Here is a 23,929-nt window from a genome sequence, read left to right on the forward strand (position 1 = left end):
AGGTTTACCTGACGGGTGAGCCTGGTCTACGAAGGTCCGGATTTTCGTCCAAATCCGGGAATTCCCAGTCTGTCCCATATCTGATCGATCTTTCGTTTCACCGTTTCCTCCATCTCGATCACTTTAGGCCAGGGACGCAAGTGACCTTCCTCGGGCCAGGGGCGGGTAGCGTCGATGCCCATCTTGCTCCCCAGAAGGGGCAACGGGGCCGCATGGTCCAGAGCATCCACGGGCCCTTTAACAAAACACACATCCCTTTCCGGATCCACACAGTTGCACATGACCCACAGGGCCTGGGAAAGATTCTGCACATCCACCCATCCATCGAATACCACGATGATTTTGGCGAACATCATCTGTCCCAAACCCCAAAAGGCGTGCATGATCTTCTGGGCATGCCCGGGATATCGCTTGTCGATACTCACAAATACGAGATTGTGGAATACTCCTTCCATGGGTAGATTGAGGTCCACGATTTCGGGCAGCGTTTTCTTGAGAATGGGCAGAAAGATGCGTTCCGTGGCTTTGGCCATGTAGCAGTCTTCCATGGGTGGCCGGCCTACGATGGTCGTGGAATAGATGGGACTTCTCTTGTGCGTGACGCAGGACACATGAAAAATAGGATAGTCATCCGCCAGCGAGTAGTATCCCGTATGATCCCCGAAGGGACCTTCCCTTCTGCGTTCCTTGGGATTGACGTAGCCTTCAAGTATAAACTCGGCGTGCGCCGGCACCAACAGGTCCACGGTCTTGCACGGCGCCACCTCCACCGGACGCTTACGGATCAGGCCTGCCAACAGCAATTCGTCCATATCTTCCGGCAAGGGCGCGGTGGCCACGTACGTGGTAACCGGATCGGTTCCGATGGCCACCGCCACCGGCAGGGGTTCACCCATAGCTTCCGCCACCCGATAGTGTTGAGCCCCTCCTTTGTGCGTATGCCAGTGCATGCCGGTGGTTTGACGGTCATAGACCTGCAGGCGGTACATACCCATGTTGGTTTGGCCGGTCCGGGGATGCTTGGTAAAAACGAGAGGCAGAGTGACAAAGGGACCCCCGTCTTCCGGCCAGCAGGTCAGCACGGGCAGCCTGTCAAGGTTCACCTCCTCCTCGACCACCTCCTGGCAAGGCGCCTTCAGGATCTTTTTCGGAAACACGTCTCCCATACGTTTCAGTTTGGGCAGCATGCGAAGTTTATCTAAAAGCGTTTCCGGCTTTTCCAAGTCGATAAACGACTCCAACTCCTCCGCGAGGGCATCCAGACTCTGTCGCTCGAAGGCGAGGTTCATGCGGCGCGTGGACCCCATGGCATTGATCAGAACGGGATAGTCGCTATCCACCACATTCTCGAAAAGCAGGGCAGGTCCACCTTTTTTGGAAACGCGATCCGTAACTTCCGTAATCTCGAGAACCCTGCTGATCGGTTCCTTGATGCGAACCAGTTCCCCCTGACTTTCCAACACCCCTATGAATTCTCTCAGATCCTTGTATGCCATGGCAGGTCTTTCCGAAGGCGGCACTAAAGCGCCGACATGAAGTCAACGATCTCCCTTGTCGCAAACATAAATGGTAACGATGCCGCGTGTGAGCGGCCGAGTGCTCACGTTCATGAAGCCGGTTCGCTCAAGCATGATTGCGAACTCTTCCCGATCCCGGAGTTCATATAGCGATTTTCCCGTTCCGGACGACCGACTCGATCATTTCCAGGGTAACCGGGCCCCGGCGTATCACAACAATCGTTTCCGAGACCGCGTCCACCACGGTGGAAGCAGGGGCTCCGGGGGTGGTCCCGCCGTCAAGAACAAGATCGACACCCTCCAAGAGATCGGCTCGGATGTCCGATCCTGTTGTTATTGCCGGCTCTCCGGAACGGTTGGCGCTGGTGGCGGTGATGGGAGATCCGAGGCGTTTCACCAGCGTGAGGGCCACAGGATGACCGGGAAAGCGCAGACCTACGCACCCTGTTTCAGACAAGACGTGTTTCGGAACTTCAGGTTTGGCTTTAACCACAATGGTCAGGCCGCCCGGCCAGAACGCACGCGCCAGACGGCGCGCGGCGTCTGAGACCGACTGCCCCCAACGGTCTAGGTAGTCGGAGCGAGGGACAAGGACAGGTAAGGGATCTTTCGGATTCCTGCTTTTGATTTCGTAGATTCGTTCGCATGCAGCCTTGATTCGGACGTCCGCACCCAGACCGTAAGAACTCTCCGTGGGATAGGCGACAATGCCGCCCGACCTCAACACTTCCACCGCGGCATGAAGCGAATCGGGTCCAAGGTCATCGGGATCTATGGAGAGTCGAATCACGGCGAAACCCTGGCAAACGCCTCCTCGGATTGTTTCCGACGATAGGAGCCGAGCCTTTCCCGAATTCCCGGATACTTGACGGCCAGGATCTGAGCGGAAAAAAGAGCGGCATTCTTGGCCCCATTCACCGCCATCACGGCCACCGGCACTCCGGGGGGCATCATCACAGAAGACAGGAGGGCGTCCAGCCCCTGAAAAGGCGAGCTGCCGATAGGAACCGCGATTACGGGCACATCCGTCCAGCCCGCCAGAACTCCCGCCAGATGGGCTGCCCAGCCCGCCCCGGCCACGATGACCTCAATCCCCCGATCGCGGGCAGTCAAAGCGTATTCCCGGACCTTTTCAGGCGACCTGTGCGCGGATGCGATCAGCACTTCGCTCGATATTCCCATTTCCTCGAGGACCTTTTGCGCCATAGACATAACATCAAGATCCGATGCGCTCCCCATAAGGATACCGACCATTGGCGTTCCCGATCCATTCATGGCTGCAATCACCTGTCGAGGGCTTTCCGGCCGATATCCCTTCGGAAGTACGCGTCTTCCCACGAGATCTTGTTGACGGCCTCGTAGCATGTATCGATCGCCTCGGCAATGGTGTCGCCTATACTGGTTACCCCCAGGACACGACCGCAGCTGGTGATATATCGACCATGGACGTCGAAATCCGTCCCGGCGTGGAATACGAGCACATCGCTCATGGAGGAAACGGCTTCCAGGCCCGAAATCACGTTTCCCTTCCGGTATTTTCCGGGATATCCTCCCGAGGTCATGACCACACACACTGCGGGCCGGTGGCTCCATTTGACTTCCATTTCTCCGAGACGACCCTCGTTGACCGCTTGCAAAATACCTATCAGGTCGCTCTCAAGCCGCATGAGCAAAGGTTGAGCCTCCGGATCGCCGAAGCGAGCATTGAATTCCAGCACCTGGGGGAGGCCGTCTTTGATCATAAGCCCCGCGTACAAAACCCCCTTATAAGGGCGCCCTTCCTTGGCCATGCCTTCGATGGTCGGTATCATGATCTCCTTCATGATCCTGGTTTCAAGGGCCGGGCTGACGACCGGCGCGGGAGAATAAGCGCCCATGCCCCCGGTATTAGGGCCCCGGTCGCCTTCGTAAATAGGCTTATGATCCTGGGAAGTGGGCATGGGGAGCACCGTTACGCCATCCGTAAAGACCAGGAAGCTCGCTTCTTCACCCTCGAGCTTGTCTTCCACGATCACGCGCTTGCCGGCGTCACCGAACAGCCTCTGAGTCATGATCCTGTCCAGGGCCTCCAGGGCCTCGGCTTCCTTATCGCAGAGGATAACCCCTTTACCCGCAGCCAGCCCATCGGCCTTCACCACTAAAGGAGTTCCCCTTTTCTTGATGTACTTCTCAGCTTCGGCCTGATCTTCAAATACTTCGAATTCCGCCGTTGGAATGCCATATTTTTTCATCAAGTTCTTCGAAAAGACCTTGCTTCCTTCGATTTCCGCCGCCGCCTTCGTGGGCCCGAATATGGGCAAACCCTTTTCCTGGAACGTATCCACAATGCCTTTGGTCAGAGGCACTTCCGGACCCACAACCGTGAGGTCCACCTGCGTCGTCTCCGCGTATTTGGTAAGGGTTTCGACGTCTTCCGCGACGATATCCAGGCACCATCCGATGCCGCTGATGCCGGCGTTGCCCGGCGCACACGCAACCGTTTCCACATCCGGGTTCTGCTTCAACTTCCAGACCAAGGCGTGCTCCCGGCCTCCTCCCCCAACCACCAGAATTTTCATACTTCTGTCCCCTCCACGGTCTGCCCTTCCAGATATCGGGAAATGGCGGCGTCGTACCGGTTCGTCAACTTGAACACCTTTCGAGCCAGATAGAAGCGTGTGGCCAACGTGGTCGAACCACTCCGCTCTCCCAACTCCTTCAGGACTCGCCCGTAGTCCGCGGGATCCACCACGACCGTGACGTATTTGAAGTTCTTGGCGGACGATCGCAGTAGCGTCGGCCCCCCTATGTCGATGTTTTCTATGGCCTCGTCCAGAGTGCAGCCTTCCCTCGCCACCGTCTTTTCGAAAGCATAAAGGTTCACCACAAGCAGGTCGATGGGGGCTATGCCGTACTCCTTCACTTGCCTCAAATGCTCTCGGTTTTCGCGTATGTAGAGAATGCCTCCATGGATTTTGGGGTGGAGCGTTTTCACCCGACCATCGAGCATCTCGGGAAATCCGGTGTATTCGGAAACCTCTTTGACGGTCACACCCCCCTCTTTCAAAGCCCGAGCCGTGCCACCGGTGGATAATATCTCCACTCCGAGTTCTCCCAGTTTCCGGGCGAACTCGACAATTCCCGTCTTATCCGTCACGCTGATCAAAGCGCGCTCAACTTTAGACACTGCGTTCTCCTCACAAACGATAATGGTAGCAAACAGGGCAGCAACTATACATATTTTTCAGCTGGATGGCAACGGCGCTTCGGACCGGAGGAGCGTCATCAGTTCCTCGGTTTTCTCCTCCATAATTCTCGCCTCGGACTCGTCTTCCTCATGATCGTATCCAAATAAATGGAGGATTCCGTGGATCAGCAGAAAGTCGAGCCTCTCCCCGACCGTGATCCCAGAGTCTTCAGCCTCGCGGCTCGCCGTCTCGACGGAAATCACCACGTCTCCCAGAATCTCGGGCTGATCTTCCGAAAAGGGACCTTCACGCATTGGAAAGGAAAGCACATTGGTAGGGCGCCGGCGATTCAGATATTGCGAGTTGAGTTCGGCAATCGTCCGATCGTCTACCAGCAGAACACTCAGTTCCACCGGATCAGAGACCAAGGCGCTTAAGATTTTCTTGATCCTGGACTTGAGGCTCGGCTTGTCGATCCCTAGCAGACGTTGCCGGTTGTCTAGAGATACTACCGTCTTTGTTTTTTGTTTGCGCTGCACCCTTTTCCACAGATTCCGGGTATTCGATTCGTTGATGAAAGATACCGTTTAGGATCTGATTAAAACTCTTAGCCACCTCGTGGAGATCTTTCAGGGTCAATTCGCACTGATCCAGCTGGCCGTCCGAAAACGCCTTGTTGATGATTTTTTGCACCATGCCCTGAACGCGGGCCGGATTCGGGTTTTGAAGCGTGTGGGATGCAGCTTCCACCACGTCGGCCAGCAGGACGAGCCCCGCCTCTTTGGTCTGCGGCTTTGGGCCTGGGTACCTGAAATCCGCTTCACTCAGACTTCCCTGATCCTGGGGTCCTTTCAACTCTTTGGCTTTCTGGTAGAAATAGGAAATGATGTTCGTGCCGTGGTGCTGTTGGATGATGTCTATAATTGCATTGCCCAATCGATTCTTCCTGGCCAACTCCACGCCTTCCTTCACATGGGAAATCAAAATAAGCGCGCTCATCGAAGGGGCCAACTTTTCGTGTCTGTTCTTGCCGGTTTGGTTCTCTATAAAATAGTCCGGTTTCTTGATCTTGCCCAGATCGTGGTAGTAGGCAGCTACCTTACATAGGAGCGAATTGGCGCCGATAGCCCTGCCCGCCGCTTCCACCAGCGTGCCGGCGATCAAGCTGTGATGGTAGGTACCCGGCGCCACGATCATGAGCCGTTTCAAAATGGGCGAGTCGAGATTGGCCAATTCCAGAAGTTTGATGTTCGTGGTGTATCCGAACGCCATTTCCCCGAGGGGAGTTAAACCCGTCACAATAATTCCCGCCACGACGCCCCCGAGCAAGGCGAACGAGACATCGTAAATCGCCGCCTGAGTGAACAGGCTGTCCGTGACCATGTTGAGAGCCACAACCAGGAAGATATTGGACATCCCCACCAGCAGTCCGGCTTTGAGGAGCACGCTCCGATCGCGGCAATCCTGAACGGATATGGCGGCTACGAAGCCGCCGACCAGAAAATAGACGAAAAAGTGAAGGCTGTTTTGAATAACGAGCGCAGCGATAAAAGCAATGACCACTGAGACCATGATGGCCACGGGAACGCCAAGGAAAACGCTCGACAACATGGAACCGAGAGTGAGTGGAGTACTGTAAAGAGTCGAAGTCAAAGGGAAAATGAACAGGTCGGGGTCAAAACTACCTACGTAACCGGCAGGAAGCACGACAAGAAAACCCACGAAAGTCACAATGCCAAGAAAAAGCAGATCCTTGCTGTTCAATCGAATCCTCGGCATCATCTGTCCGACGGACTCACTGGCCACATACACAAGCATGCCCAGCAACAGGGACAGGCCGAAGAACCGTATCCAGGCCTGACCTTCCTTTTGCTTCGAGGCCAACGCGGCAAGTTCATCAATTCGTCTTTGGTTGAGCTTCTCTCCTTCACGGACGATCATCTCATGCTTCTTGATCTTGTAGTATACGGGCTTGAAATCTCCGGCGGCATTGTCTTTTCTGCGGTCCCATTCCACCTTGTTCAGTATCAGGTTCGGGGCTAACAGGTCCTGAGCGATGCGAACAGCAAGCATCAAAGAAGGATACTTGTACTGACGCAAAAAATCGGCGGCGCGACTCTCGATGGTCTGTCGCGCCTGGCGTAACGATAGAAAACCTTCCAGATCAGGTACATGTTCTTCTTCCTTCGTCACAATGTTGCGGACGACGACGCCGCGTCCTCTGTCCACGTAGATGTCTCGCTTGGTGGCGATCAGGCCCTGGCGGAACACGGGTTCGATCAGGAAAAGGATGAGGTTCTCAACGTCTTCTGAAAACTTTCCCCGTTTGAGGATGTCGAACGCTTCGGCGTCCAAGTCCAGCCCTAAATCCTGGTTCCATTTAGCGAGACTCTGATCGAGAACCTCTTGCGGAATCTCTCCCGTCGGGTCGTCGGTATCGCTCTCCTGGGATAGCGTTCTTCGGGTAGTTTCGAACGTGGAGTGCAGCTTGGTGCTGATCTTTTTGAACATCACGGGATCGTAGTCGAACACAGCCGGCACGTCGTCTCTGGCCTGCTGTCGCCGTTCGTCCGTGGACGCCGTGTCTACAACCAGAAAGGTCACGTCCGCCTTGATATTGCTTTCCGCGACGTCTCCCACTTCGTACAGCTTTACTTTGGACAGCGTCTTGTGCGAGACCAAAAACGCAATGGAAAGGCAGAGCAAGATCAGAACGGCCCACCTGGGGGTGGAAGCGTGAACAAGCGTTTCCCGAAGAAACAGAATCTTCTTCATCCTAGAGGATATCTTGTCTCTTTTCTTCCGCTTTTCCATTCCGTTTGCGCTCCGATCGCCTCTGATCCAGTTTTTCATATGCTTCGATGATTTCCTGTACCAAAGGGTGGCGGATCACGTCCTCCCTGGTGAAGTACACAACTTCAATGCCTTTGATATTTGAAAGAATATCTCTGGCCTCGACCAATCCTGATGTGACGCCTGAAGGCAAATCAATTTGCGTTATATCACCCGTGACCACGGCTTTCGACCCAAAACCGAGGCGGGTGAGAAACATCTTCATCTGTTCAGTCGTGCTGTTTTGCGCTTCGTCCAACACTACAAAAGAGTCATTCAAAGTTCGACCTCGCATGTACGCTAGAGGGGCCACTTCGATGGTGCCTTTCTGAATCGATCTCGAGGCCCGATCAAAATCCATCATATCGTGGAGTGCGTCATACAGAGGTCTCAGATAAGGGTCCACTTTTTCATATAAATCGCCGGGAAGGAATCCCAATTTTTCGCCTGCTTCCACGGCAGGCCGGGCCAGCACGATGCGGTTTACGTCCCCTCTGGAAAGTGCTGAAACCGCCATGGCCATGGCCAGATAGGTCTTCCCCGTCCCCGCGGGACCGATTCCGAATACGAGATCGGCCCTTCGAACTGCATCGATGTACTGTTTTTGATTCCAGGTCTTCGGAATTATGACCCGCTTCTTGGAAGGAACAGGGATCCGCTCTTGAAAGATTTCTTTCAAGCTGGTCTTTTTGTCGCTTCGTAAAACCCGAACGGCGAGTTCAACGTCGTTCGGGTGCAGAGAGTATCCATCCTCGATCAGGTGGTACATCTCGATGAGGGATGCGTTGGCAACGGCGACATCATCGGCGCCGCCGGTTATGATCAGTTCATTCCCCCTGGCGTCTATCTTGACCCCTAGCTTGCGCTCCAATAGCTTGAGATTGGCGTTGTATTCGCCGAACAGAACCCGGGCGTAATTGTTATCCTTGAGTAAAAGCCTTTCCATAAGCTCCCGATTATGTTTCCACTTCGCGAATGCCCAGTTTGTTTCTCGTCGTGTGAGGCTTCCTCTTCGCAGGACGATTCCCGTGTCGTCTCCATAGTGCGAGCATCCGGAGACGACGGCTCCCGAATCAGGGTTCCTTTGGGATCTGCCCTGCTCCCATGATTTGTAGGATGACTTCTCTCTGGCGGGGTCGATTATCGAAATCGAGCAACACAATCTGCTGCCACGTGCCAAGGGTCAGCTTACCGGATAGAAGCGGAATGGACAACGACGGTCCCACCATGGCTGCCCGAACGTGAGAATACCCGTTGCCGTCGGACCATCGTCGATCATGCTCGTATTCCAGATCCCGAGACGCCATTCGCTCGATCGCGCGCCTCAAGTCGTCGATTACCCCTCTTTCATACTCGATGGTGGTCAACGCACCGGTAGACCCCGGCACAAACAGGGTAACCACGCCGTCTCGACAACCCGATTCACCGACCCTGTCCAGCACCTCCCCCGTTATGTCTAGGATATCGGTGCCGGAGGAGGTCTCGAAGGTCAGAATATAATGTGTAGATTTTGGTACCATTTCGTGGGCCGACTGCAATCACCCTTAACACAACTATCTCCGCGAGGCAAGTAGATTCCTGTTTGTCGGCGAACGAAGTTTTTGAAATAACATGAAATAAAACGTTGCCTTACGAAGTAATACCTGTTATGAAAACCAAACAAGGAGCTTAAAATCGATGTCGTTCAATCTCCTCGACCTAATCATAGTTCTCGTTTTGCTTATTCTGACCGCCCGCGGTTTTCAACAGGGAGTCATGCGTAACATGTTTTCAACCGTGGGCTTGATTGGGGGCTTTATCGCGGCATCACACTTCTTTTCCGATTTAGAGGCGATGTTGAGGGATTTCGTTTCTCTGAGTTTCCTCGACTTTCTCTCGTTCGGACTGATTTTCCTGGTCGTCTATATGGGGGTGGCCCTGATTGGTCTCTCGTTCAGAAAGGCATTGTCCTCGGCGTCTCTTGGGATCGGGGACCGATTGTTGGGAGCTTCTCTGGGGCTGGCGAAAGGCGCCCTCGTGGTTTCGTTTGGCTTGATCGTGCTGACGTCGTTCCCAACGGATTCCGCTTTCGTCAACGAATCCGTTCTTGCTCGAAGAGGTCAGCCTTTTTATCAGCAAGTTGCCAGACTGGTGCCGGAGAAGCTTCAGAACGAATTGAATCGTAAATGGACAGAGACCAAGGATTCCTACGAACGCAAGTTGGAGGAGTTGCGGGCTCCGAAAAAGAGCAGCGAGTAGGACGGGCATTCCTGGACGCATAGCGAACGGCATCTATCGAGGAGGCGTGACTAGCTTTTATCATGCAGGAGACGTGCACTACGGTTGATCACCGTACATTCTCGTTTGGCTCCGGACACCCGATCGTGGATCCGGAAGACCTGCATGCCGTGATTCCACCCCTGTTCCGTATCATCTCTACGCCCTCCGCCTAAACATTTCCACGACTTTTCCCTACTGACGAATTATGGAAACAACGACTACAGAAAAGGCCTTCTCTCGTCTGATCGAATTGATACGCACGCTTCGTGGCGAAGACGGTTGTCCATGGGACCGCGTACAGACTCCCGCGTCCGTGGTCCCATATCTTCTGGAAGAGGCATTCGAGGTGGCCGATGCCTTCGAACGAGGTGACTCGGAGCAGTCCGCCTCTGAGTTGGGCGATCTTTTCTTCCAACTTATCTTCCTAATCGAAATGGAAAAGGAAAAGGGACATTTCGATTACACCACGGTCCTCGAATCCATTACAGAAAAGATGATCCGGAGACATCCTCACGTTTTCGGGGACGAGAAGATCTCGAGCGTTTCGGAAGTGGCGCAAAATTGGCATCGCATCAAACAGGAGGAACATAAAGGTAGAGAGTCCGACCAGCTGGACTCCATTCCCGGAAACATGCCGGCCCTCATGTACGCTCAACGCGTGGGAGAGCGTGCTTCCAAAGCAGGGTTTGACTGGAATGATGCGCAAGGCGTCCTGGACAAAGCCGAAGAGGAATGGCGCGAGCTCAGGGAATCCATCGGGTCCAATGGCATGGACCACCCTTCGGTTCGAGAGGAATTAGGCGATCTGCTGTTCACGCTTGTGAATGTCTGCCGGTTCATGAAAGCCCCGGCGGAGCTTCTGCTCCGGTATGCGGTGATCAAGTTCCTCCGTCGGTTTAAAGCAGTCCTGCAAGATATCGAGTCTTCCGGCAAGGCCGCAAGGGATGTGTCGCCGGCCGAACTCGATCAAGTATGGAATGCAATCAAGGGCGCCGAAAAGCCCGGGGAAGAAAGGCTCCAGGAGTTGCAGGCGCAGGTCGAGCGGTCGGTGGGATATCGCTTCGGACGCCCGGAATTGTTGAGACAGGCCCTCTGTCATGACTCGTACGCCAACGAGCACCCGCAAGAATTCGATCAGAGTAACGAACGACTTGAATTCTTGGGGGATTCCGTATTGTCGCTTCTGATTTCAACCAAACTCTTCCACAGGTTCCCGGACGCGCAAGAGGGTGACTTGTCGAAAATGCGCGCCTTTTTGGTCAACTCCCAGTCATTGGCTACCGCAAGCAGGTCCCTTGGATTGGACCATTTCTTGTTGCTCGGAAAAGGTGAAGAAAGCACGGGAGGACGTCAAAAGGATTCGATTCTCGCCGACACCATGGAAGCCGTATTGGGTGCAATCTATTTGGACGGCGGACTGGCGGCGACCGAAGGGATCGTGGAAAGGACCATAGGAGAACAGATTCGCTCAGGGGAACTGGTTACCAAGACGTCCGACCACAAAAGTCGGCTTCAGGAAATCTCCTATGCTCTCTTTAAGATCCACCCTCAGTATGAGCTCATTGGTGAAGAAGGTCCTGATCACGACAAAACCTTCTCGGTCCAGGCACTACTCGACGGCAAAAAACTGGCGGAAGGAAAAGGCCGTACAAAAAAGGACGCGGCTCAACAGGCCGCTCAAACAGCCTTGAAAAGGATTGAAGCGGGGTGGCGTCCCTAACTCCTTTCATTATACCCATTTTTACACCCCATTTAGGGTGCCCGCACAGATGCGTATTCTGCAACCAGCACGCCATTACGGGAACACGGTTGGAGATCCATCGAATTCCCGGAATCATCGAGACGGCTCTCTCTTCCCCTAAACGGAAGAACCGACCGGTTGAGATCGCGTTCTACGGAGGCAATTTCGCTTCCTTGCCCGACGACGTCCAGGCGGATCTCCTCTCGCCCTGCATGAAGTACATAGAGTCCAAAGTGGTCCGGACCATCCGCATTTCCTCTAGACCGGACTCGTTCGACAGGCGCGTCGTGCAGCGCCTCAAAGACCTGGGGGTCGGCGCCATAGAGATCGGAGCCCAAAGCCTCGACGACAGTGTGTTGAAACTCAGTAAAAGAGGACATACATCTCGTCAGATTCAAGAAGCGGCTGGATTATTGCACTCGGCCGGCCTGCACGTCGGTATTCAAATCATGCTCGGGCTTCCGGGTGACACCCGACAGAAAGCCTTGGACACGGCGCAGAAGGTGGTGGAACTCGGTCCGCAGATAGCCCGTATCTACCCGACGGTAGTTCTGCGAGACAGCGAATTGGCTCATCAATACCTCATGGGCAGATACCATCCTTTGTCTCTGGAGGAAGCAGTTGGACTCTGTAGCGAAATATTGAATATACTGGAACGAGGTGGCGTCCGGGTTATCCGAATGGGACTTCAGGACAGCGAGTCTCTCACCGGAAGTAACGGCCTTTTTGCTGGGCCCCACCACCCGGCTTTCGGACAACTGGTCCGGGCCGCTTCATGGCTGCACCGGGCCCAATCTGCGATTCAGGCCTGCTCCTGTCCGGGCGACGGGGGATGTTTCCGCGTACACCCTTCCCAGGTGAGCAACCTGAAGGGACAGAGAAGTAGTAACTTGCGAGCACTAGAAAAGAACTGGGGCCTCCGAAAACTTAGTGTTGTCGGAGATCCCTCACTGGACATAACGGAATGCTGTTTTGAACCGGACTGAGATCTACAAATCGGGATTTGTCGCTTTGATCGGAACGCCCAACGCGGGCAAGTCGACCTTACTGAACCGGATTTTGGGGCAGAAGATATCCATTACTTCCTCGAAACCTCAGACCACGAGAAATCGCATACTGGGTGTAAGGCATTACGATGGAGGTCAAATGGTCTTCTTGGATACTCCCGGTATCCACCGCGCCCAATCGAAACTGAACCAGCGGATGGTATCGACGGCGACGTCCACCCTCTCCGAAGTCGACGCCATACTCTGGGTGCTCGACGCCTCCACGTCTGCCTACAGGGATTCGGAGGAGCTGATTGCAAGCCTTTTACTCGACTCATCGGCGCCGGTAGTCCTGTGCGCAAACAAGGCGGACCTCGTATCGGAAGAGACTCTCCAGGAGGCCATCGAGCGAGTGAAATCCGGACAGCGCTTTCAACGAATCCTGACGGTTTCCGCCCTTCGTGGAACAGGCATAGATGAATTGCTGGGCGAAATCGAGCGCCTGCTTCCCGAAGGCCCTCCCTATTTCCCACCGGACATGGTGACCGACCTTCCGGAACGTTTTCTGGCGGCCGAAATTATTCGGGAGAAAGTCATCAGGCTGTGCTCTCAGGAAATACCCCACGCCGTGGCGGTCACCGTAGATTCATTCAAGGAAAACGAAGCCAAAAAGATGGTTGTGATCCAGGCCACCATTCATGTGGAACGCGACTCTCAAAAGGGAATTCTGATAGGCAAGGAAGGCAAAATGCTCAAACGCATCGGTTCGTCTTCCAGGCAGGATCTCGAAGTTTTGCTGGGAGTGCACGTCTATTTGGAGCTGTGGGTTCGCGTTCAGCGTGACTGGAGAAAGAAGGACCGGGCAATTGAGGATTTCGGCTATTAGCCCGGCGTCTTCATGAAATCGTCTACCGTGGTTTTCAGTCCAAAAGATGATCCTGAAACCACTTTTCCGTCAATTCGTATGCCTGACGGCGGAGGGTCGGATCGGACAGACGATGATCCCCACCGGCGATAATCTCCAGGCGCCTGGGCTCTGAAAGTGCTTCGTAGAGCGATCGAGCGTGAGCCTTCGGCACCAGTTCGTCACGTTCACCATGCACGATCATGACACGCTCCAATCCCGAGATCTCGGACAACAGGTCATACTGTTTCAAATCCTCGAAAAACGCCGGCGAGAGCATCGAGACCTCATCGACCGGAGGTTTCTTGCGTCGATCGACGATGGTAAAAGGAGCGGCCCAGGAAACCACTGCACAAATGTCCGAATGGCGCGCCGCCGCCAAAAGGGACAGGAAACCGCCCAGACTGCTGCCCATGAGTCCGATCCTAGGCTTCCCCGAAAGCCGGCGGGTTCGCACCCAATCCAGAGCGCATTCCAGGTCCTTCAATCGACCGCTGATCGTAGTATCACTCAGATCACCGGCGCTTTCGCCGCATCCCGAATAATCGAAACGCAACGAAGCGATGTCCAAAGCTGTGAGTCTCCATCCCAACTCCACAAATTTCTCGCTGTCTTTCGAGCTGAGTAAACCGTGGGACACGATCACAATGGCTGATTCCCGTTTTTCAGGAACGTGTAAGACCGCTGAAAGCATACCCACACTACCGGGAAACGAGATTGAAATCTCTTTCACAAATGGTTATCCTTACTTATAAGCGAAAAATGATGTTCGGCGATTCGGGCCCACATGCTTCCGCATGAGGAACGGCCTCTCCTGTATGGTTCTGCAGGATGGAAATCAGAAGATCCGACGCTCCGGATGAAGGCAAAGCATTACTATTGACAGACGTCCTTGCCTAGGCTATGTACAGACTGCGGTTGTGAAGATCGGCACGATGTAGGACGTAAACCCAACGAGCTTGAAGGAGCAACCAAGGTCGAATTGAACCCTGTGGCGAAGCCACAGACGAAAGCCGGGTTCTCTGTTCCGTCCTCTCACCGCTATTAAAACGGTCGTGCATGGGCCCTGCGGGGGATGGCTTCCGCCTTCGCACCGAGAAAAGCTGAACGAGCGGTCGTTCCTTTCTTTGATTTCCGTGCGGACGGCATATCCCGGGTCCTTGAAGGCTGCCATCTCTCTCCGAACCGCCAGGTTTGTACGGTTCCTTGGCGCGACCGCTCCTGCGCAATCACTTAGGTTGCGCATTCTATTAGAAACCGCTTTGGTTTACAATAAACTATTTTTATTGATTTGGAGCTGGATGGACAAAGTATCATTTTTCGGAAGTTTCAAGGGGAACATTTCATGCTTTTCTCTGTATGTTTGTATGTCGCTTTAGTTATCTTTGGAATCGGTATTTGCGTCCGGCTGGCATCGTGGTTTCGGTACCGAATAGGGAATGAAGCTCAGGCAATTACGGCTTGGGAGAGGATCTCTTCCGCTGTTTCAGGTCTGTTTCAAGTTGTTTTCAGCGCTAAGATAGGTACGCTTATTAAGGTATTCTTCCTGGACGTTCTGCTCCAGCGAAAGGTGCTGAAAGAAGATGTCGTTCGATGGATCATGCACATGTGCATTTACGGCGGTTTTACCTTGCTGTTATTGATGCTTCACGGGGTACTCGGCCACCGTAAACCCTTACCTGTTCCTGAGGAATCTATTTGGCGCGCTGGTGATCCTGGGTCTGGCGATCGCCGTCGTCCGGCGTATAGTTGTGCCCGGCATGAGGCGGACGACCCGGCCCATGGATGTCTACGTCATGACCTTGGTGGGAATCATCCTGGTCTCCGGCGTTTTTCTGGAAGCGACCAAGATCGTGTCCTATACCAGCTTTCAAGAGATGGTAGAGGAGTGGGCCTCCCTGGATGAGGACGAACTGGAACATCTGAAAGCGTATTGGGCCGAAGACTTCGGCGTGGTGTTTCCCGAACCCGTGGCCGCCACGGATCCGGACGCCCTTGAGATGGGAAAAGAGGTGCATGAGGTCAGCTGCGCCTCGTGCCATTCGAAACCGACCTGGGCGTTCCTGTCGTACGGCGTGTCCAAGGCCATCGGCCCCATAGCCGTGACCCTGACGGACGCCCGTACGCAGGTGGGACTCTGGTATCTCCATTTCCTGGTCTGTTTCGTGGGCCTGGCCTACCTTCCCTTCAGCAAGCTCTTTCACATGTTGTCCAGCCCGGTAAGCCTTCTGGCCAACGCCGTCATGGATACCGGCGCGTCGGCGAGGGCCAACGTAGTGACCCGGCGGGCGATGGAGCTGGATGCGTGCACGCATTGCGCTACGTGCAGTATACACTGCTCCGTGGGGGTGGTGTTCCGGCAGATTGCCAATGAGACCATCCTGCCTTCGGAAAAGTTGATTTCATTGAAGGCCATGGCATCGGGGAAACCGCTGGATGGGAAGGAACTCCGAAGGATCCAGGAGGGGAGTTACATCTGCACCAGCTGTTATCGGTGCACGTCGGTGTGTCCCGTGGGCATCAATCTGCAGGACTTGTGGCTGAGCATGCGGGAGGATCTGTTGCGTCAAGGATATCCTGAAAACGCGGCCTGGGCCCGCCACGTGCTTGCGGACCGGTTCGGCGGCGCGTTGAGGGACAAGAACGCATCCGTGACGCCCGCCGCCGGGGATCTGCAGAAGGACATGACGGTATCCCTGCAGGCCGAGACGTTTTCATCCTGTTTCGAGTGCCAGACCTGCACCAATGTCTGCCCGGTGGTCGGCAACTATGAAAATCCCCGGGAAACCTTGGGCCTGCTCCCGCACCAGATCATGCATTCGCTGGGCCTGGGCCTGGAAAACGAAGCGTTGGGTAATCAGATGATTTGGGATTGTCTGACCTGCTACATGTGTCAGGAACACTGTCCTCAGGGAGTTCAGGTGACCGACGTCCTGTACGAGTTGAAAAACAGGGCTTACGCCCGCCTGACCGACGAGGAAGCGTAGTCGAGGGGTTCCGCTGGACGACGCTGGTTACCGTTTATGATATCGAGGTTTTTATGATTAAATTCGCATTGTTCCCGGGATGTAAGATTCCCTATTTCGTTCCCCAGTACGAAACGTCGATGAGGATGGTTTTGAAGGAATTGGATGTGGAGTTGGAGGACATTGAATTCAACTGCTGCGGATATCCCGTGAGGAATCTCCACGAGCGTTCGTATGTGCTTTCCTCCGCCCGGATCCTGGCCCTGTCCGAGGGACGTAATCTCGGCATTCTGACTCCGTGCAAATGCTGTTACGGGAGTCTGAAAAAGGCGCAATATCTGCTCGAAAACCACCCGAACCTGCGCGATGAAATCAACGAGCTCCTGGCGGAGGAAGACCTCAAATACGAAGGCCGGATCGAGGTGAAACATCTTCTTTCCGTGCTTTTCCACGACGTGGGTCTTGAAGCCATCAAAGAGAAGATCACGAATCCGTACGAAGGGCTCAAAATCGCCACCCATTACGGGTGCCTCAAAATCGCCACCCATTACGGGTGCCATGCTCTGCGGCCGAGCAAGGTGGTTCAGTTCGACGATCCGTTGGCGCCGACCTTGTTCGATCGTCTGGTGGAAATCACCGGGGCGGTGAGCGTCGATTGGCCGCTGAAGCTTCAGTGCTGCGGCAACCCCTTGTGGGGCAAGAATGACGCTTTATCCCTGGATCTGAGCGTGAAGAAGATCGAGGACGCCGCGAAATCGGAGGCGCACGCACTCTGTGTGGCCTGTACATACTGTCAGATCCAGTTCGACACGGTCCAGAAAGAGCATATCGCCGGCAGAGCCTCGAAGGTGACCATTCCCTCGATACTGTATCCCCAGCTTCTGGGGCTGGCCATGGGCATGGAGCCGGGGGCTTTGGGGATGGATAGGAATAAGATCAAGTCGGACAACGTACTCGAGTTCGTCTCGTCGTCCGCTGAATAAGTTACACGCAATCTCGGTTTCCCCGTCCGGAAGTCAAGATTAGAAAGGATAAACACATGTCTGGAGAGAAGATCGGTTCCGTCATGGTGGTCGGCGGTGGGATCTCCGGGATGCAGGCCGCTTTGGACCTGGCCGAGTCCGGATTCTATGTCTACCTGGTGGAGAAGTCCCCTTCCATCGGTGGTATCATGTCCCAATTGGACAAGACGTTCCCCACCGAGGACTGCACCACGTGAATTATCTCCCCGAAACTGGTCGAGGTCGGCCGGCATATCAACATCGAGTTGTTGTCCCTGTCTGAGATTGAAGCGGTTGAAGGAGAAGCGGGCAATTTCAAAGTGAAGGTTCGCCGCAAGGCCCGTTACGTCAAAGAAGGCGTATGCACGGGCTGTGGGGAATGCGCCATTGCGTGTCCCGTCGAGAGGCCCAACGAGTTCGACAAAGGGCTTTCCAAACGAAAGGCCATCTACAGAGCTTTCCCCCAGGGGATTCCCATCACCTACGCCATCGAGAAGTTGGATCGGGCCCCCTGCGTTATCGCCTGTCCGGCGGGAGTCAATGTTCAGGGCTATGTCCAGCTTGTCGGGCAGGGCAAATACGAACAAGCCGTCCGGCTGATCATGGAACGCCTGCCGTTGCCCGGCGTGCTCGGGCGGGTCTGTCCTCATCCTTGTGAGTCTCAATGCCGAAGGCTCGAGGTAGACCAGGCTATCGCCATAAGGGACTTAAAACGCCACGCCGCCGACCACGTCGATCTCGAAACCCTGCCCGTTCCGGAGATTGTGGATCGAGAGGAAAAGGTGGCCGTCGTCGGATCCGGTCCGGCAGGACTGACCGTGGCCTACTACCTGAGACTAAAGCGCTATCGAGTCACCATTTTTGAAGCGCTCGATTGTTTGGGCGGAATGCTTCGCGTGGGTATTCCGGATTATCGATTGCCCCCCGATATATTGGACAAGGAGATCAACTACCTTCTGAAAACAGGCATAGAGGTGAAATCAGGAGTTCGTCTGGGCGTCGATTTCACGCTCGACAGCTTGAGAGAGCAGGGGTTCAATGCCATTTTTCTCGGAACGGGCGCCCACGATACGATGAAACTCAAAATTCCCGGTGAGGACGAGTTCGAAGGAGTTATCGACGCGGTGGAATTTCTGAGACACGTCAACCTGGGACTCCGCAAGCGCCCGGGTAATCGTGTGACCATTATAGGGGGAGGTAATGTAGCCATTGACGCCGCCAGAGCTGCAAAGCGGCTTGGCAGCACGGAAGTCACAATTGTGTACCGCCGCACCAAGGACGAAATGCCGGCCTATGCCGAGGAGATCGAAGGCGCTTTGGCCGAGGGCGTCCGGATGCACTTCCTCACGGTCCCGATTCGTATTCTGGGTTCCGACGGTAAAACCACGGGACTGGAATGCCTCAGGACCGAGTTGAGTACGCCTGACGACAGCGGCCGTCGTCGCCCGGTACCGGTGGAGGGTTCCGAATTCGTGATCGAATGCGACGTGGTCATTCCGGCCATCGGCCAGATGCCCGACGTAAAATGGGCCGAAGGCTTGAGCGACCTGGCGCTCACCGCCCGGAGTATGTACGCGGTCAACCCGCATACCATGCAATCCACCGTGCCCGACGTGTTTGCGGCAGGGGATTCGGTATCGGGCCCGGCTACGGTGGTAAAAGCCATAGCCGACGGTCACAAGGCCGTGGAAGCCATTCATGGCTATCTGAACGGCGAGGATCTGGGAGCCCTGGCGAAAAAGTTAGAGGCACAGGAACCTCCCGGTCACAACTGGAACGATATTCCCGAGGATACTCCCGTGGAAAAGCGGGCAGCCGCGCGCCATAGGGACGTCCGGGAAAGCGTCGCCGGTTTTGATGAAGTCGATCTAGGGTTCCAGGAACAAGCGGCGAGGAGCGAGGCGTCCCGGTGCCTCAACTGCGGGATCTGCAGCGAGTGCATGGAGTGTGTTCGCGTGTGCGAAGCCAAGGCTGTGGATCACCGCATGGAGGAAGAGGTAAGAGAAGTTGAAGTGGGCGGCATCATCCTCGCCCCCGGCACCCAGCCCACGGATCCTGCGGTTTACGATACGTATGGGTACACCCGGTTCCCGAATGTCATGACGAGCCTGGAATTCGAACGTATGCTCAGCCCCTCCGGCCCGTACGAAGGCCACGTCGTACGGCCGTCCGACCACAAAGAACCCAAGAAAATAGCGTGGTTGCAGTGCGTCGGCTCCAGAGACGTGCACGAGGGCGCAAGACCGTACTGCTCCACGGTATGCTGCACCTATGCGATCAAGGAAGCGTCGGTAGCGAAGGAGCATGTAAAAGGCCTCGATACCGCCATTTTCTACATCGACATCCGGACGCACGGCAAAGGGTACGAACAGTACTACAACCGGGCCCGGGACCAGAAAGGGGTCCGCTTTATCAAATCCAGGATTGCCTCGCTACGACAGGTGAGTAACTCAGGCGACCTGCAGATCTGGTATACCGACGAAACGGGTCGAAGACTCGAAGAGACGTTCGACATGGTCATCTTGTCCGTAGGTCTCTGCGTCTCGGAAGAAAGCGTAGAACTCGCCAAAAAACTGGGCGTGGATCTGGACGCAAACGGCTATCCCGTGGCGAACGGCTTCGATCCCCTGAAAACGACCCGACCGGGCGTGTTCGCAAGCGGCACCTTTCGTAGTCCCAAAGCCATCCCTTCTTCGGTCATTGACGCCAGCGGTTCGGCCGGCGTCGCAGCGGCGCTTCTGGCCGATTCGCGAAACACACGGACGCGCTCTCGGGACATCCCCCGGCAAAAGGACGTGAGGGGCGAACCACCCAAGATCGGCGTCTTTATTTGTGATTGCGGAAAAAACATCGCGGGTATCGTAGACGTGCCCTCGGTGGTGGAATATGCGAGGAACTTACCATACGTCGCCCACGTTCAAGAAACGTTGTTCACTTGCGCCCAGAACGTTCAGGAAGACATGGCCGAGATGATCCGGGATAAGGGGCTGAACCGCATTGTGGTGGCCGCCTGCACGCCAAGAACACATGCCCCTTTGTTTCAGGAAACTCTGGTAAAAGCGGGACTCAACCGGTACTTGTTCGAAATGGCCAATATTCGAAACCAGTGCTCATGGGTACACGCCGCCGAGCCGGATCTGGCCACGGAAAAATCCAAGGATCTGGTCCGAATGGCTGCCGCCAGGGCCGCTCAACTCGAGCCGCTTTTGGAACACGAGCTTGAGATCAACCATGAGGCGTTGGTGATCGGAGGAGGTATTGCCGGTATGACCGCGGCGTTGAATCTGGCGGCGCAAGGGTACCACACCCATCTCATCGAAAGAAGTCCTGTTCTGGGAGGCCAGGCCCGCAATCTCAGACAAGGGTGGAGGGGAGAAGACGTCCAGGAACACCTGAACCGGATGATCGCCGACGTCGAGTCCCAGGATGCCGTGGATGTTCATCTCAACGCGGAAGTCAGGAATGTTGAGGGGTTTGTCGGTAACTTCAAGACCACGATCAAAGTAGGTACGGAAGAGCGGGCTATCGAGCACGGAGTGATCATTGTCGCCACCGGCGCGTCGGAACTTAAGCCCAAGAACTATTTGTATGGCGAGGACCCCCGAGTCCTTACCAATCTGGATCTGGACCGGAAACTGATGGACAACGAGAGCGCTCTCCGCGACACGCGCTGCGCCGTCTTCCTGCAGTGCGTGGGATCGCGCATTCCGGAACGCCCTTACTGCTCTAAAATCTGTTGCACGCATTCCGTTGTAAGCGCGCTTAAGTTGAAGGAAGTGAAACCGGAAATGGATGTGTACGTGATCTACCGGGATCTCCGTACCTATGGACTGAAGGAGGAGCTGTACCGGCGCGCCCGTCAGGCTGGAATTCATTTCATCCGATACGTGTTCGAAAACGGCTTCTCGGTAGCCGCAAACCCTGCGGGCCTTCAGATCGGTTTCACGGATTACGTACTTCAGAGAAGGGTGGAGCTTCGGGCGGATCTGTTGGCATTGGCGGCCGCCATGGCGCCGTACTCCGAGGATCCTCTGGGTCGTATGTTAAAGGTGCCTTTGAACGACGAGGGCTTTTTTTCCGAAGCTCACATCAAGCTGCGTCCGGTGGACTTCGCTACGGATGGTGTGTTCGTCTGCGGGCTGGCGCACAATCCCAAGCCCATCGACGAATCCGTCGTTCAGGCTATGGCGGCGGCCGCTCGGGCGGGCACCATCCTGGCCAAAGAGCGGATGGTGCTGAAATCCGTGGTTTCTAAAATCAACGAGGACCTCTGCCGCGGTTGCGGCAAGTGCGTGGATGTCTGTCCGTATAACGCCGCCGCACTGGTAACACTCGATTCCGGCAAAGAAGTCTCGAGCGTTATCGAAGCCGTGTGCAAGGGATGCGGGCAATGCGCTTCCGTCTGTCCGACGGGCGCGGCCACCCTGCAACATTTTACGGACAATCTGATTCTAACCATGGTGGAATCCGCCCTCCAAAAAGCCGGGTAGCGCCGAGACCATGGTGACCTACAACCTCGACTCCTTTCCGGTCTTCCTTTAGGTAGAGAGAGTTCAGGTCAGGTTTAGGGACGGTTCATCAGCCGTGAATGGCGGCCTTTGTCTAGTTGAGGGCGAGCGGTTGGGCCAGACGCTCGGCCTCCCGGAGCAATTCCTCCAGGAAGTCCAGACCCTGAGTCCAGAAACCGGCGTCCGCCAAATCAATTCCCAGGGGCCGCAAAAGATCCTCGGGGGACGCTTTACCTCCCGATTCCAGCAATTCCAGATACAAGGGAACAAGAGCGCACCGGCCTTCCCGATACCGTCGAATCAGCGCGAACACCAGCAGTTCACCGAAGGCATAGGCATACACGTACCCCGGAGATTGAACGAAGTGGGGTATGTATGACCACCAAAGGCCATAATGGTCCAGTAACCGAACCGAATCGCCGAACATGGCGCGCTGAGTTTCCATCCAGACCTCGGAAATTCGCTCTCGCGAACGTTCTCCCTGCTCCCTTCTTTCTATATGGAGCGATTCTTCAAACCGGTGCATGGCGGCCTGTCGGAATATGGTGGCGATCACGTCTTCCAGTTTGGTGCACAGAGCGGCCAAACGCGCTTCCCCCGAAGGCAGAGCTTCGAGTAGATGTTCGAAAATGAGCATTTCTCCGAACACGGAAGCGGTTTCCGCCGTGGTCAGGGGAACCTCGCTGTTGAAAAGACCCTGACGGCGGCTGAGATACTGATGGATGCCGTGTCCCAGCTCGTGAGCCAGAGTCATGATATCCCGGTGTTTGCCCGTAAAATTCAACAATATGTATGGATGAACGGACGGAATCGCCGGATGAGAAAAAGCGCCGCTCCGTTTTCCGGCCATGACCGGGGCATGGATCCAGCGGTCGTCAAAAAACCGGCGCGCGATCTGTTCCATCCTTGGGGAAAAACCTCTGAAGGCGGACAAGACCAGATCCCTGGCCTGATCCCACGAGAATTGCGTTTGCGCCTGTCCCGGCAGGGGTGCGTATCGATCATAGTCCAGGAGTTCCTCATAGCCCAGGATATCTCTTTTGAGACGGTAGTATCGCGCCACGAAGTCATAACGGGAGGTTACGGACTGCACCAGGAGCCGGACTACTTCGTCGGCGATTTCATTATCGAGGTTTCTTGCGCTCAGCCAATGAGGGTGCTTCCTCAGCCGATCTTCAATGGATTTATCCAAGAGAATCGTGTTGAAAATGTGCGTCAGAACGTGGGAGATTTCGTCGAGGCCGGCCGTGAAATCCTCGGCGGCGCGGCGGCGCACCTCCTGTTCCCTGTGGTAAAGATCGCTCAATACTTCGGATTCCGCGCGCCGACGTTCCCCGAAGCGCTGCCGGCCCATCACCTTGTCGAACAGCGAACGCCACGAGCCGTTCCCACTGGGTTGCTTCTCCGCCAGAATGCGTTCCTCCGGCTCCGTGAGGAGGTAGGGCCTGTATCGCCGCAACGATTTCAGGAAGTGGCCGTAGGCCGCCAACACGGGACTGTCGATCTGCCTGCGCGCCGACTCGTCGTCCATCTGCGCCCATTCCAAGGTGAAGAAGATGGTATCGCGTTGAAGCCGGCTGTTAAACTCCATGGCCTCCTGCCACAATCGACTGCTAACGGGATTTCCGGTTTGGGTGGCAAAATGGAGATGGGCGAAGGTCACGATCTTGCGGGACCGCTCCCGGAGATTCTCGAGGTCCCGAAGAAACTCGAGGAGTTCGTCCGGGCTCAGTTCCCCGATTCGGCCCTTGAAGGTGCTCGAAAGACGTTGCGCTTCCCCGATGCAATGGAGTTTATCCTGTTCCAGGTTGCCGTCGTCGGGTCCATCGTATAAGTCCTCAAGCCGCCATACCACCTCTTCCGCTGAAATCGGATCCATGGATACTCCTTTTTGATGCGATGTGAACCCGCTCCCTCTACGTCGGATTCTTACAAGACAACGATCACGCGGGTGGCCGTCTGGAATGGAGGAAATCCGGTGCAGGCAAAAACGGTTCGTTTGCGACCGGAATTTCAATAGGTGGAGTGTAGCACAGACGTGTCCGATT

General features: G+C 55.3%; 18 protein-coding genes. 7 read left to right on the forward strand and 11 right to left on the reverse strand.

Annotation, left to right across the window (positions count from 1 at the left end; translation table 11 throughout):
• Nucleotides 1–26: 26 nt before the first annotated feature.
• From HY788_16260 to HY788_16300, 9 genes are all read right to left on the reverse strand, one after another.
• Nucleotides 27–1,496 carry a menaquinone biosynthesis decarboxylase gene (locus tag HY788_16260; protein ID MBI4775697.1) on the reverse strand — a complete coding sequence of 490 codons (1,470 nt, stop codon included), beginning with the start codon at nt 1,494–1,496 and terminating at the stop codon, nt 27–29.
• A gap of 163 nt (nt 1,497–1,659) precedes the next feature.
• Nucleotides 1,660–2,307, reverse strand: coding sequence for a threonylcarbamoyl-AMP synthase (locus tag HY788_16265; GenBank protein MBI4775698.1), 648 nt, complete (start codon nt 2,305–2,307; stop codon nt 1,660–1,662).
• Nucleotides 2,304–2,792: a 5-(carboxyamino)imidazole ribonucleotide mutase gene (purE, locus tag HY788_16270; GenBank protein ID MBI4775699.1), complete on the reverse strand. Its 489-nt coding sequence runs from the start codon at nt 2,790–2,792 to the stop codon at nt 2,304–2,306. Before purE ends, HY788_16265 begins: the two co-directional genes overlap by 4 nt.
• An 8-nt stretch (nt 2,793–2,800) precedes the next feature.
• Nucleotides 2,801–4,075 (reverse strand): phosphoribosylamine--glycine ligase, encoded by a 1,275-nt coding sequence (gene purD, locus HY788_16275; protein ID MBI4775700.1) that lies wholly within the window; start codon nt 4,073–4,075, stop codon nt 2,801–2,803.
• Nucleotides 4,072–4,683: an IMP cyclohydrolase gene (locus HY788_16280; protein MBI4775701.1), complete on the reverse strand. Its 612-nt coding sequence runs from the start codon at nt 4,681–4,683 to the stop codon at nt 4,072–4,074. The genes purD and HY788_16280 overlap by 4 nt, the downstream gene beginning before the upstream one ends.
• A gap of 57 nt (nt 4,684–4,740) precedes the next feature.
• Nucleotides 4,741–5,160: an rRNA maturation RNase YbeY gene (gene ybeY, locus HY788_16285; protein ID MBI4775702.1), complete on the reverse strand. Its 420-nt coding sequence runs from the start codon at nt 5,158–5,160 to the stop codon at nt 4,741–4,743.
• Nucleotides 5,102–7,498, reverse strand: coding sequence for an HDIG domain-containing protein (locus tag HY788_16290; GenBank protein ID MBI4775703.1), 2,397 nt, complete (start codon nt 7,496–7,498; stop codon nt 5,102–5,104). Before HY788_16290 ends, ybeY begins: the two co-directional genes overlap by 59 nt.
• Nucleotides 7,461–8,462, reverse strand: coding sequence for a PhoH family protein (locus HY788_16295; GenBank protein ID MBI4775704.1), 1,002 nt, complete (start codon nt 8,460–8,462; stop codon nt 7,461–7,463). Before HY788_16295 ends, HY788_16290 begins: the two co-directional genes overlap by 38 nt.
• Nucleotides 8,463–8,589: 127 nt before the next feature.
• A complete protein-coding gene (locus tag HY788_16300) occupies nt 8,590–9,036 on the reverse strand; it encodes a YjbQ family protein (GenBank protein ID MBI4775705.1) in 447 nt (148 codons plus the stop codon).
• A gap of 157 nt (nt 9,037–9,193) precedes the next feature.
• Here HY788_16300 and HY788_16305 point away from each other — a divergent pair, with 157 nt between their 5' ends.
• The 4 genes from HY788_16305 to era all read left to right on the forward strand — a co-directional run bounded on the left by HY788_16305 (nt 9,194) and on the right by era (nt 13,388).
• Nucleotides 9,194–9,754, forward strand: coding sequence for a CvpA family protein (locus HY788_16305; GenBank protein MBI4775706.1), 561 nt, complete (start codon nt 9,194–9,196; stop codon nt 9,752–9,754).
• 226 nt (nt 9,755–9,980) lie between these two features.
• Nucleotides 9,981–11,495 carry a nucleoside triphosphate pyrophosphohydrolase gene (mazG, locus tag HY788_16310; GenBank protein MBI4775707.1) on the forward strand — a complete coding sequence of 505 codons (1,515 nt, stop codon included), beginning with the start codon at nt 9,981–9,983 and terminating at the stop codon, nt 11,493–11,495.
• Nucleotides 11,483–12,502: a radical SAM protein gene (locus HY788_16315; GenBank protein ID MBI4775708.1), complete on the forward strand. Its 1,020-nt coding sequence runs from the start codon at nt 11,483–11,485 to the stop codon at nt 12,500–12,502. Before mazG ends, HY788_16315 begins: the two co-directional genes overlap by 13 nt.
• Nucleotides 12,489–13,388 (forward strand): GTPase Era, encoded by a 900-nt coding sequence (era, locus tag HY788_16320; GenBank protein ID MBI4775709.1) that lies wholly within the window; start codon nt 12,489–12,491, stop codon nt 13,386–13,388. The genes HY788_16315 and era overlap by 14 nt, the downstream gene beginning before the upstream one ends.
• 34 nt (nt 13,389–13,422) lie before the next feature.
• Here the strand turns inward: era and HY788_16325 are convergent, their stop codons facing one another.
• Nucleotides 13,423–14,139: an alpha/beta fold hydrolase gene (locus tag HY788_16325; GenBank protein ID MBI4775710.1), complete on the reverse strand. Its 717-nt coding sequence runs from the start codon at nt 14,137–14,139 to the stop codon at nt 13,423–13,425.
• 976 nt (nt 14,140–15,115) lie between these two features.
• On the opposite strand from HY788_16325, the gene HY788_16330 reads away from it, so the two are divergent.
• The 3 genes from HY788_16330 to HY788_16340 are packed head-to-tail and all read left to right on the forward strand — an operon-like array spanning nt 15,116 to nt 21,863.
• Complete coding sequence (locus HY788_16330; protein MBI4775711.1) at nt 15,116–16,393, forward strand: 4Fe-4S dicluster domain-containing protein; 1,278 nt, start codon at nt 15,116–15,118, stop codon at nt 16,391–16,393.
• A gap of 56 nt (nt 16,394–16,449) precedes the next feature.
• A complete protein-coding gene (locus tag HY788_16335; GenBank protein MBI4775712.1) occupies nt 16,450–17,355 on the forward strand; it encodes a CoB--CoM heterodisulfide reductase iron-sulfur subunit B family protein in 906 nt (301 codons plus the stop codon).
• A gap of 56 nt (nt 17,356–17,411) precedes the next feature.
• Nucleotides 17,412–21,863 (forward strand): FAD-dependent oxidoreductase, encoded by a 4,452-nt coding sequence (locus tag HY788_16340; protein MBI4775713.1) that lies wholly within the window; start codon nt 17,412–17,414, stop codon nt 21,861–21,863.
• Between the two features lie 112 nt (nt 21,864–21,975).
• Here HY788_16340 and HY788_16345 read toward each other — a convergent pair whose 3' ends face one another.
• The gene (locus HY788_16345) at nt 21,976–23,760 is read right to left on the reverse strand and encodes a M3 family oligoendopeptidase (protein MBI4775714.1); all 1,785 of its coding nucleotides are present in this window, start codon (nt 23,758–23,760) and stop codon (nt 21,976–21,978) included.
• Between the last annotated feature and the right edge of the window lie 169 nt (nt 23,761–23,929).

It is taken from the genome of Deltaproteobacteria bacterium, from assembly GCA_016208165.1.
Lineage (GTDB): Bacteria > Desulfobacterota > Desulfarculia > JACQYL01 > JACQYL01 > JACQYL01.

Excerpts from the sequence above, each read along its gene's own strand:
- HY788_16345 (MBI4775714.1), bottom strand. The coding sequence starts at position 23,760 with ATGGATCCGATTTCAGCGGAAGAGGTGGTATGGCGGCTTGAGGACTTA.
- HY788_16300 (MBI4775705.1), bottom strand. The coding sequence starts at position 9,036 with ATGGTACCAAAATCTACACATTATATTCTGACCTTCGAGACCTCCTCC.
- purD (MBI4775700.1), bottom strand. The coding sequence starts at position 4,075 with ATGAAAATTCTGGTGGTTGGGGGAGGAGGCCGGGAGCACGCCTTGGTC.
- HY788_16290 (MBI4775703.1), bottom strand. The coding sequence starts at position 7,498 with ATGGAAAAGCGGAAGAAAAGAGACAAGATATCCTCTAGGATGAAGAAG.
- mazG (MBI4775707.1), top strand. The coding sequence starts at position 9,981 with ATGGAAACAACGACTACAGAAAAGGCCTTCTCTCGTCTGATCGAATTG.
- HY788_16305 (MBI4775706.1), top strand. The coding sequence starts at position 9,194 with ATGTCGTTCAATCTCCTCGACCTAATCATAGTTCTCGTTTTGCTTATT.
- purE (MBI4775699.1), bottom strand. The coding sequence starts at position 2,792 with ATGAATGGATCGGGAACGCCAATGGTCGGTATCCTTATGGGGAGCGCA.
- HY788_16260 (MBI4775697.1), bottom strand. The coding sequence starts at position 1,496 with ATGGCATACAAGGATCTGAGAGAATTCATAGGGGTGTTGGAAAGTCAG.
- HY788_16295 (MBI4775704.1), bottom strand. The coding sequence starts at position 8,462 with ATGGAAAGGCTTTTACTCAAGGATAACAATTACGCCCGGGTTCTGTTC.